Annotated in this window: 7 protein-coding genes; 2 read left to right on the forward strand and 5 right to left on the reverse strand. The window is 65.4% G+C overall.

Going from position 1 to position 8680, the window contains the following annotated elements; all coding sequences use genetic code 11:
• Positions 1 to 180 precede the first annotated feature (180 nt).
• Positions 181 to 1038 (reverse strand): polyphosphate kinase 2, encoded by an 858-nt coding sequence (gene ppk2 / locus CRM90_RS26710; RefSeq protein WP_102809905.1) that lies wholly within the window; start codon positions 1036 to 1038, stop codon positions 181 to 183.
• 9 nt (positions 1039 to 1047) lie between these two features.
• Positions 1048 to 2463 carry a WS/DGAT/MGAT family O-acyltransferase gene (locus CRM90_RS26715; RefSeq protein WP_102809906.1) on the reverse strand — a complete coding sequence of 472 codons (1416 nt, stop codon included), beginning with the start codon at positions 2461 to 2463 and terminating at the stop codon, positions 1048 to 1050.
• A 197-nt stretch (positions 2464 to 2660) separates the two neighbouring features.
• On the opposite strand from CRM90_RS26715, the gene CRM90_RS26720 reads away from it, so the two are divergent.
• On the forward strand, positions 2661 to 3122 hold the full coding sequence (locus CRM90_RS26720) for an Rv3235 family protein (RefSeq protein ID WP_102809907.1): 462 nt from the start codon (positions 2661 to 2663) through the stop codon (positions 3120 to 3122).
• A 115-nt stretch (positions 3123 to 3237) separates the two neighbouring features.
• Here the strand turns inward: CRM90_RS26720 and secA are convergent, their stop codons facing one another.
• The 3 genes from secA to CRM90_RS26735 all read right to left on the reverse strand — a co-directional run bounded on the left by secA (position 3238) and on the right by CRM90_RS26735 (position 7711).
• On the reverse strand, positions 3238 to 6012 hold the full coding sequence (secA, locus tag CRM90_RS26725; protein ID WP_102809908.1) for a preprotein translocase subunit SecA: 2775 nt from the start codon (positions 6010 to 6012) through the stop codon (positions 3238 to 3240).
• 99 nt (positions 6013 to 6111) lie between these two features.
• Positions 6112 to 6786 carry a ribosome hibernation-promoting factor, HPF/YfiA family gene (gene hpf, locus CRM90_RS26730; protein WP_502693328.1) on the reverse strand — a complete coding sequence of 225 codons (675 nt, stop codon included), beginning with the start codon at positions 6784 to 6786 and terminating at the stop codon, positions 6112 to 6114.
• A gap of 295 nt (positions 6787 to 7081) precedes the next feature.
• On the reverse strand, positions 7082 to 7711 hold the full coding sequence (locus CRM90_RS26735) for a ComF family protein (protein ID WP_102809909.1): 630 nt from the start codon (positions 7709 to 7711) through the stop codon (positions 7082 to 7084).
• A 52-nt stretch (positions 7712 to 7763) separates the two neighbouring features.
• On the opposite strand from CRM90_RS26735, the gene CRM90_RS26740 reads away from it, so the two are divergent.
• Complete coding sequence (locus CRM90_RS26740; RefSeq protein WP_158249068.1) at positions 7764 to 8585, forward strand: alpha/beta fold hydrolase; 822 nt, start codon at positions 7764 to 7766, stop codon at positions 8583 to 8585.
• The last annotated feature ends 95 nt before the right edge of the window (positions 8586 to 8680 follow it).

Here is an 8680-nt window from a genome sequence, read left to right on the forward strand (position 1 = left end):
GGGGTTGAGCGGCACGAGGACGGGCGGGTCCGACCCCCCAGGAAGCGCGGGCAGGTGGACATCCCCCAAATTTTTTCCGACGCGTCAATATATCGGACGTTCGCAGATCAAACTCAGCCGGGCCGGTCGCCCGACGACTCAACACCGCCGCTTCGGAAAGCCGACCGAAGTCACGGAAGACTAGGCGCCGTTCTCGCCGTTTCCGAGCAGGGTGGAGACGTGATCGTCGACATAGGTCGACAGCTCCCGCGCCGGCCGCTGATAGTCGCCCATCGGCGGCCGTTTGGGCAGATCGACCTTGGGGTGCTCGACGTGCTCGTAGTCGATGCCTTTCAGCAGATGGGCCATCATGTTCAGGCGCGCGTGCTTCTTGTCCTCGGACTCCACCACGAACCATGGGCTGGCCGGGGTGTCGGTGCGCACCATCATCTCGTCCTTGGCGCGGGAGTAGTCCTCCCAGCGATAGATGGACTCGAGGTCCATCGGGCTGAGCTTCCAGCGCCGCAACGGATCCTTGCGACGCTTCTTGAACCGGCGGAGCTGCTCGTCGTCGGAGACCGAGAACCAGTACTTGCGCAGGATGATTCCTTCGTCGATCAGCATCTGCTCGAAGATCGGACACTGCCGTAGGAAGAGCTCGTGCTCGACCGGTGTGCAGAAGCCCATCACCACTTCGACACCAGCGCGGTTGTACCAGGATCGGTCGAACAACACGATCTCGCCGCGAGCCGGCAGGTGCTCGACATAGCGCTGGAAATACCACTGGCCACGCTCGCGTTCGGTCGGTGCGGGCAGCGCGGCGATGCGCGCAATTCGCGGGCTCAGGTACTCGGTGATGCGCTTGATCGTGCCGCCCTTGCCGGCCGCATCGCGGCCCTCGAACACGACGACGACCCGCGCGCCGGTGGCCTTGACCCACTCCTGCAAGGACACCAATTCGGTTTGTAGCCGATATAATTCGGCTTCGTAGATGTCGTTGGGAATCTTGCGATTAACCTTGGCGACCGGCTCGTCACCCTTCGATTTGGCCTTACCCATCGCCGAATCCTACGTCTGCCGCGCGGCTTCGAGCAGTTCCTCGAGAGATTCGGCCAGCAGCGTCGGCAGCACGTCCACATCGCTCATGGCATCGCGGTCGGCGTGGATGCCGAAATAGAGCATGCCGCAATACGATGTGACGCCGATGGCCAGCACCTGGTTGTGCAGTAGCGGCGGCACCGCGTACGTCTCGAGCAGCTTCGCGCCGGCCACATACATCTGCGACTGCGGCCCAGGGACATTGGTGATCAACAGGTTGAACTGGCGGGCCGAGAACTGGGTGGCGACCCGGGTACCCATGGCATGCAACGTCGGCGGCGCGAAGCCGGACAGGGTGAGGATGGTGCGGGCGTCCACCAGACTGGCTGCGGCCGAATGCGATTCGGTGGTGTGGGCAATCTGAGACAGCCGTACCACCGCGTTGCCCTCGCCGATCGGGAGGTCGACCAGGAACGGGGCGACCTCGCTGATGGCCTGGCCCGGACCGGATGAATCCAAGACCGCCTCGGGGTACACCGACGTTGGCGCCATCGCCCGCGCAGTGGAGCTGGTGGTGACCGGCTCGCCGCGCGACAGCAGCCAGTTGCGTAGGGCGCCGGCGATGACGGCCAGCACCACATCGTTGACGTCGCAGTCGTAGCGCGAACGCACCAGCCGGTAGTCCGCGAGGGAACCGACGGCCACCGTGAACCGCCGATTGCGCGACACCTTGGTGTTCAGCGGACTGCTCGGCGCGGTACCGCGGGCCACAGTGCGCGCCACGTCGGTCAGCCGCCGCGCCAGATCAACCACTTCCCCGCTGTTGCGGGCCAGGTCGCCGACGGCGGAGGTGACCGCCTGCATCTGCATCCGGGGTCGGGCCAGCCATTCCCCGACCGCGCCGAGCAGCAGCTGTCCGTTGGTGGGTTCGCGGCCCGGGATCCAGATGTCCTCACCGAACGTCGGCGGCTTCTGGGTGCGGTCGGCGATGACGTGGCCGATCTCCAGCGCTGCCATCCCGTTGACCAGCGCCTGGTGCGATTTCGTGTAGATGGCCAGCCGGTTCTTGGACAGACCCTCGATGAGGTACATCTCCCACAGCGGCCGGGACCGGTCCAGCGGGCGCGACCCCAGCCTGGCGATCAGTTCGTGCAACTGCGAATCGCTTCCCGGCGACGGCAGCGCCGAACGCCGGACGTGATAGGTGATGTCGAAGTCCGGATCATCGACCCATACCGGCCGCGCCAAACCGAAGGTGACCTCGCGGACCTTCTGGCGATAACGCCGGATCTGCGGCAGCCGTTGTTCGACGGTTTCCAGCAGGGTCTCGTAACTCAACCCGGCGCGGGGCTTGCGCACGATCGCCAGGGAGCCGACGTACATCGGGGTGGAGGTGTTCTCCAGGTGATAGAACGAGGCGTCCGACGCTGACAGCCTAGCCACCATCGTTGCGACATTCCCCTCATCGACAATCCCCGCCCCGTTCCGACACGGTAGCCGCCAACCCCGGGTCAGCGCATCGCGGGTGCACACACCGATGCGGCACCGGCGTCCGCGCCAACGTCGAAACTGTGTAATCATGTCGGCAACGGTCGCCTCTCTCCGGCAGCCGGTCACCCGTTGACCTATTTCGGAGAGTGCCCATGTCCTGTGTCGTTCCCGTCGTCGACTACGAACCGCCGGTGTTGCGCAGTACCTCCGAGCGGGTGCACCTGCCGGGTCCCCGCACCCTCGGACCGTCGCCCCGCCCCGCCCAACAGCCGACCGCGTCTGCCCCGATGCGTGCGGCGGGCGGCTTCGCCGACGCCGCGCTGAGACGGGTCCTCGAGGTGATCGACCGGCGGCGCTCGCTGGCCCAGCTGCGCCCATTGCTCGCCGCCGGATTGGTGGAGTCGCTGCTGCCCGCCGTCGCGAGGCACGAGGGCGACTGCGCCGCGCGACTGCTCCGGCTACGGGTGCAACCGGTCGGGACCGACGGCGCGGCAGCCGAAGTGGCGGCCACCTACAGCCGCGACGGCCGCACCCACGCCATCGCCTGCCGCGTCGAACAGGTGATGACGCCGACCGGATTGCGCTGGCAGGTCGTGGCCCTGCACATCGGCTGACTAGCCCGGCTTGATAGTCAGGCTCCTCAGCGGCTCGCTTCTGGCAATGTCGCGCTCCTCAGCGGCTCGCTTCGCTGCGTCGCATCGTCACCCGACGGCTGCGCCGCATCGTCGCCTAACCCCGCCGCAACCTGCTGCTGCTCTTGGACTGCTTGCGCGCCGCCTCGCGTCGCTCCTTGCGGGTGGTACCCGCGGTCGCGGCCTGCTTGGCGCCGCCATTGCGCTTGACTTCCGCCGAGCCGTCTTCAGCGGGACCGCTGTAGGTCAGCCGCCGGGAGTCCTCGTCGTCGATTCCCTTGGCGCGCAAGGACGGTGCAGGCTCCTGCTGGCCGCCCAGATCCGCCAGACCCTGCGGGGTATCCACCGGCGCGACCGCCGGCGACGGCGTTGCCTCCACCTGGACGTTGAACAGGAAACCGACCGACTCCTCTTTCAGGCCGTCCAGCATGCCGACGAACATGTCGTAGCCCTCGCGCTGGTACTCGACCAGCGGATCGCGCTGCGCCATCGCCCGCAGGCCGATGCCCTCCTTGAGGTAGTCCATCTCGTAGAGGTGCTCGCGCCACTTGCGGTCGATCACATTGAGCAGCACGTTGCGCTCCAGCTGGCGCATGGCGCCCTCGCCGGCGAGGGCCTCGATCTCGGCTTCCCGTCGCGCGTAAGCCTTTTCGGCGTCCTCGATCAGCGCGTCGAGCAGCTCTTCACGGGTGAGTTCACCAGGCTCTCCGACGGCATCGTTGTCGAGCAGGTCGTGGTGGTCGATGCCGACCGGGTAGAGCTGCTTGAGCGCGGTCCACAGCTGCTCGAGGTCCCAGTCCTCGGCGTAGCCCTCGGCGGTGGCGCCGTTGACGTAGGCGGTGATGACGTCAACCAGCATGTCGTGGGCCTGCTCCTGCAGGTTCTCCCCCTCGAGGATCCTGCGGCGCTCGGCGTAGATGACCTTGCGCTGCTGGTTCATCACCTCGTCGTACTTGAGGACGTTCTTGCGGATCTCGAAGTTCTGCTGCTCGACCTGGGTCTGCGCGCTCTTGATCGCGCGGGTCACCATCTTGGCCTCGATCGGCACGTCGTCGGGCAGGTTGAGCCGCGTCAGCAGACTTTCCAACGTCGCGCCATTGAATCGCCGCATGAGCTCGTCACCCAGCGACAGGTAGAAGCGGGACTCGCCCGGGTCCCCCTGACGACCGGAACGGCCACGCAACTGGTTGTCGATACGCCGCGATTCGTGGCGCTCAGTGCCCAGCACGTACAGGCCACCGACCTCGATCACGTGCTCGGCCTCTTCGGCGGCCTGCGCCTTGACCTTGGGCAGTTCCTCCTGCCACGCGGCCTCGTACTCGTCGGGGGTCTCGACGGGATCCAGGCCCCGCTCACGTAGCCGGGTGTCGACGAGGAAGTCGACGTTGCCGCCCAGCACGATGTCGGTACCACGGCCGGCCATGTTGGTGGCCACCGTGATCGCGCCGCGTCGGCCGGCGACGGCGATGATGCCGGCCTCCTGCTCGTGGAACTTGGCGTTCAACACGTTATGCGGGACGCGCCTCTTCTGGAACTGCCGCGACAGGTACTCCGAGCGCTCCACGCTGGTGGTGCCGATCAGGACTGGCTGACCCTTTTCGTAGCGTTCGACGACGTCGTCGACAACGGCGATATATTTGGCTTCCTCGGTCTTGTAGATCAGGTCGGTTTGGTCCTTGCGGGCCATCGGGCGATTCGTCGGAATGGCGATTACCCCGAGTTTGTAGATCTCGTGCAGCTCGGCGGCCTCGGTCTCCGCTGTGCCGGTCATGCCGGAAAGCTTCTCGTAGAGTCGAAAATAATTCTGCAAGGTGATCGTTGCGAGGGTTTGGTTCTCAGCCTTGATCTCGACGTTTTCCTTGGCCTCTATGGCCTGGTGCATGCCTTCGTTATAGCGGCGGCCGATCAACACCCGTCCCGTGAACTCGTCGACGATCAGCACCTCGCCGTCGCGGACGATGTACTCTTTATCGCGCTCGAACAGCTCCTTGGCCTTTAGAGAGTTGTTGAGATAGCTGACCAAGGGGGAATTGGCGGCCTCGTACAGGTTGTCGATGCCCAGCTGGTCCTCAACGAACTCCACGCCCAGCTCGTGGACGCCTATCGTCCGCTTCTTGATGTCGACTTCGTAGTGGGTGTCCTTCTTCATCATCGGCGCCAGCCGGGCGAACTCGGTGTACCAATGCGAGGCGCCATCGGCCGGACCGGAGATGATCAGCGGGGTCCGGGCCTCATCGATCAGGATTGAGTCGACCTCGTCGACCACAGCGAAATTGTGGCCGCGCTGCACCATCTCCTCGACGGAGTGCGCCATGTTGTCGCGCAGGTAGTCGAAGCCGAACTCGTTGTTGGTGCCATAGGTGATGTCCGCGGCATAGGCGGCGCGACGCTCTTCGGGGGTGAGATTAGACAGGATGACGCCAACCTCGAGGCCGAGGAACCGGTGCACGCGCCCCATCCACTCGCTGTCGCGTTTGGCCAGGTAGTCGTTGACAGTAACGACGTGCACACCGTCTCCGGACAGCGCATTCAGGTAGGCCGGAAGCACGCAAGTCAGGGTCTTGCCCTCACCCGTCTTCATCTCGGCGACGTTGCCGAAGTGCAGGGCTGCTCCGCCCATCAGCTGCACGTCGAAGTGACGCTGCTGCAGCACCCGCCACGCCGCCTCGCGGGCGACAGCGAAAGCCTCCGGTAGCAGGTCATCGAGGCTTTCACCGTCCGCGACGCGCTTCTTGAATTCGTCGGTCTTGGCCCGCAGTTCGCCGTCCGACAGCTTCTCTACGTCGTCGGACAAGGTGTTGACGTAGCGAGCCACCCCCTCGAGGCGCTTGACCATGCGACCTTCACCAAGGCGCAGCAACTTCGACAGCACGTTTTCCCCTGAACATATGTAGGAGGGACCCCCTGTGGATTGGAGGCGTAAGCGCCCTCCATCCTAGGTGACGCGCTGGTCGAGCCCGGGCAGCGGCGATCAGCCCAGTCGGATCAACCCATAGTCGTAGGCGTGCCGGCGATAGACGACCGACGGCCGATCGGTCTCCTTGTCCTGGAACAGGAAGAAATCGTGCCCGACGAGCTCCATCTCGTAGAGCGCGTCGTCGACCGTCATCGGCTTGGCCGGATGCTCCTTGGTCCGCACGATGCGGCCTGGTTCATGGTCGTCGAGCACCTGCTCCGGAGCGGTGGCCTTTTCGGGGGTGAACGCTGCGGCCGCGTCGAGGAGCGGGGTCACCGCGGTGGCCTCGTGCAGCGATACCGGGGTCTTGTCGCCGTAGTGAACCTTGCGGCGGTCCTTGGTGCGCCGCAGCCGGTTCTCAAGTTTGTGGACGGCGGCCTCGAAGGCGCCGTAGAAGCTCTCCGCGCAGGCCTCCCCACGGACCACCGGGCCGCGGCCACGCGCGGTGATCTCGACGTGCTGACAGTTCTTGCGCTGGCGGCGGTTGCGTTCGTGCTCGAGCTCGACGTCGAAGCGGTAGATCGAGCGGTCGAACCGTTCGAGGCGAGCGAGCTTCTGCGCCACGTAGACGCGATAGTGATCGGGGATCTCGACGTTGCGACCGCACACCTGAACTTCGGCGTTGGCGGATTCTGCAAGGTCTTCATCGTCGGCGAGTAATTGACCGGTGTTCGCGGAATCGATTGACATGCTTGACAACTCGTTTCTGTTACGGGTTGCACGCACTCTGGCGTGCCGGCCTGTCTTGGGATGCTGCGCCGACAGGATTGGCACGAAACTCACCCGCCGGCGCTAGGGGTCGAGGAACCTCACCTCCTACCGTCACTCGGCGAAGCGGCGGGCCTGTGGACTCGACCGCCCCCGTGATGTGTTCACGGTGTGTTGGCCCCGACGGTAGTCGTTGTTCACGCCGGTGTGCCACCTTTTTGGCCCACCTGTTTCGAAGTCTTTCGACCCCTGTTACACCGATCGTCACCCGCCCAGGTCAGGCGTGCGCCAAGGCGAGTACGGCCGTTACATTCACGCCGGATTCTTGGAGAGTCCGCACCGCCTCGCGCGCGGTGGCGCCGGTGGTGACGATGTCGTCGACAAGCAGGACCTCGCCTGTCACACGTGTGGTCAGTTTGATCCGGCCGGCCAGGTTGCGTTCACGGTCGGCGATCGTGAGGCCGACGGAGTCGCGGACCATCGCCCGGGTCTTCAGGGCCCGGACGACGCTGATGTCGCGGTTGTCCCGGGTGGCTTGTGTCGCGATGCGCAGGACGGGATCGCCGCCGCGGCGGCGAGCGGCCAAGGCGCGGGTGGGCGCCGGGACGATGGTGAACGGGATATCGAGGATGCCCCAGCCGAGGAGCTGGTGGACACCGAGCGCCAGGGCGCGGGCGAAGGGAGCGACGAGGTCGCGACGGCCGTGTTCCTTGAGCGCGACGATGGCCTGGCGCCGTGGGCCCACGTAGCGGCCAAGAGCAAAGACGGGCACGCCGGGGTCGATGCGCGGGGTGACGAGATGCGGCTCGTCGGTGTGGACGTTCAGTGTCGCGGCGCAGACGTCGCACCACTTGGTTGACAGCGCACCGCAGCCTCCGCATTCGAGCGGCAGGATGAGGTCGAGCATGGCTTGAGTGTGACGCGTCCTGGCGATGTGGCGGGAGTACTGTCCACAGGTCATGGCCGGTGCGATGGGTTTCGCCAACGCAAATGGACTTCGGTTCGCCTATCTCGAGGAAGGCTCCGGGCCCCTCGTGCTGATGCTGCACGGCTTTCCGGACACTGCGCACACCTGGGACGATTTGCGTCCGCGCGTCGCCGATCGCGGCTACCGGGCCGTGAGCCCGTTCATGCGTGGGTATCACCCAACCGAGGTGCCGGACGCTGATGCGTCGCAAGAGATATTGGCTCGTGATGTTCTTGCTCTGATCGACGCCTTGGGCGCCTCCGAGGCGGTATTGATCGGGCACGACTGGGGCGCTTCGGCCGCCTACGGCGCCGCCGCGCTCGGACCGGAGCGGGTCAGCAAGCTGATCACGCTGGCGATCCCCCATCCTGCGACCCTTGTCCCGACGCCGAGGAAGCTTTGGGGTGCCAGGCATTTCGTTGCGTACAAGCTGCCGGGCGCCGCGAAACGGTTCGCCGGCAACGACTTCGCCGCGTTGCCTGCGATCTATCGACGATGGTCACCGACGTGGAATCCTCCCGCCTCGGAGTTCAATGCCGTACGGGAGTGCTTCGCCAGCCCGGGCAGCCTTGACGCAGCCTTCGGCTACTACCGCAAGCTTTCACCGCTACCGTCGGCGTCTCTGAGGGCGCACATCACGGTGCCCACCACCGTCTTCGCCGGGTTGGACGATCCGGTGGCCGCACTGTCGGATTATCGCCGGGCTGCGCGGAAGTTCCTGAGCGACTATGTCATTGAGGAAGTTCCGGGTGGGCATTTTATGCACCGGGAACATCCGGAGGTGTTCGCGGAGCGGGTCTTGGCCCACCTTTGAGCGGTCCGTTTTTGTCGGACCCTGATGCGATGATGTTGTCATGTCCTCGACCGTCGCGCTCAGCCCGAAGGAGCGCCTCGAGGTGGTGTTCGAGG

This window comes from Mycobacterium sp. ENV421 (genome assembly GCF_002887815.1).
GTDB lineage: Bacteria > Actinomycetota > Actinomycetes > Mycobacteriales > Mycobacteriaceae > Mycobacterium.

Excerpts from the sequence above, each read along its gene's own strand:
- ppk2 (WP_102809905.1), bottom strand. The coding sequence starts at position 1,038 with ATGGGTAAGGCCAAATCGAAGGGTGACGAGCCGGTCGCCAAGGTTAAT.
- CRM90_RS26715 (WP_102809906.1), bottom strand. The coding sequence starts at position 2,463 with ATGGTGGCTAGGCTGTCAGCGTCGGACGCCTCGTTCTATCACCTGGAG.
- CRM90_RS26720 (WP_102809907.1), top strand. The coding sequence starts at position 2,661 with ATGTCCTGTGTCGTTCCCGTCGTCGACTACGAACCGCCGGTGTTGCGC.
- hpf (WP_502693328.1), bottom strand. The coding sequence starts at position 6,786 with ATGTCAATCGATTCCGCGAACACCGGTCAATTACTCGCCGACGATGAA.
- CRM90_RS26735 (WP_102809909.1), bottom strand. The coding sequence starts at position 7,711 with ATGCTCGACCTCATCCTGCCGCTCGAATGCGGAGGCTGCGGTGCGCTG.
- CRM90_RS26740 (WP_158249068.1), top strand. The coding sequence starts at position 7,764 with ATGGCCGGTGCGATGGGTTTCGCCAACGCAAATGGACTTCGGTTCGCC.